The 995-nt window shown below is 77.2% G+C and carries 1 protein-coding gene; it reads left to right on the plus strand.

What is annotated here, in order from left to right:
• Positions 1–995 (plus strand): condensation domain-containing protein (locus HO151_RS06570; RefSeq protein ID WP_254594783.1); only part of this gene is annotated, 995 nt, incomplete at both ends.

The raw sequence follows: 995 nt of genomic DNA on the forward strand, positions 1-995 counted from the left end.
CACCCTCGCGCGGCTCGCGCCCGACGACCACCTGCTGGCCGTCGTGGTGCACCACATCGCCTTCGACTTCTCCTCCTGGAACATCCTCACCCGCGACCTGGCCGCGGCCTACCGCGCCAGGACCACCGGCGTCCCCCACGGACTGCCGGAACTCACCCTGCAGTACGCCGACCTCGCGGCCCGGCAGCGCGAGCGGTCGGCCGGCCCCCGGCTCACCCGCGGCCTGGACCACTGGCGCACGCGGCTGGCGGGCCTGCCGCCGCTGGAGCTGCCGACCGACCGGCCCCGCCCCGCCCGGTTCGACGGCTCCGCCGCCGTGGCCCGCTGCGTCCTGCCCGCCGAGCTGGTGGCACGGGCCGACCGGCTGGCCCGGTCCCGCCGCGCCACCCGGTTCATGGTGCTACTCGCGGCCTTCCAGGCCCAGCTGGGCCGCTACAGCGGGCAGTCAGACTTCGCCGTCGGCACCCCGGTCGCCGGCCGCGGCCACCCCGCCGCCAGGGACCTCATCGGCCCCTTCGTGAACACCGTGGTCCTGCGCGCCGACCTGTCCGGCCGGCCCGGCTTCGGCGAGCTGGTGGACCGGGTCCGGAACGCGTCCCTGGCCGACCTCACGCACGCCGACACCCCGTTCGAACGCGTGGTCGGCGAACTGGCGCCGCCCCGCGACCCCGGCCGCAATCCCCTCTTCCAGGTCTCCTTCCTGGCCCTCGACGCCGAGGCCGAGCCACCCGACCTGCCCGGCCTGTCGGTCGGCCTGGTGCCCACCCCGGTCGCCGGGACGCCGTTCGACCTGGCGCTCGACCTGCTCGGCCGTCCCGACGGCAGCGTGGGGGTGCGCCTGCAGTACGCCACCGCGCTGTTCACGTCCGGGACGGCCGCCCGCATCGCCGAGGACTACGTACGGCTCCTGCGCACCCTGCTCGCCGCCCCGGACGAGCCGGCGAGCCGGGCCGCCACTTCCGCACTCGGGCCGCTGCCCGGCGGCGAGCGCCGCC

The sequence above is a fragment of the Streptomyces sp. 8P21H-1 genome, assembly GCF_013302945.1.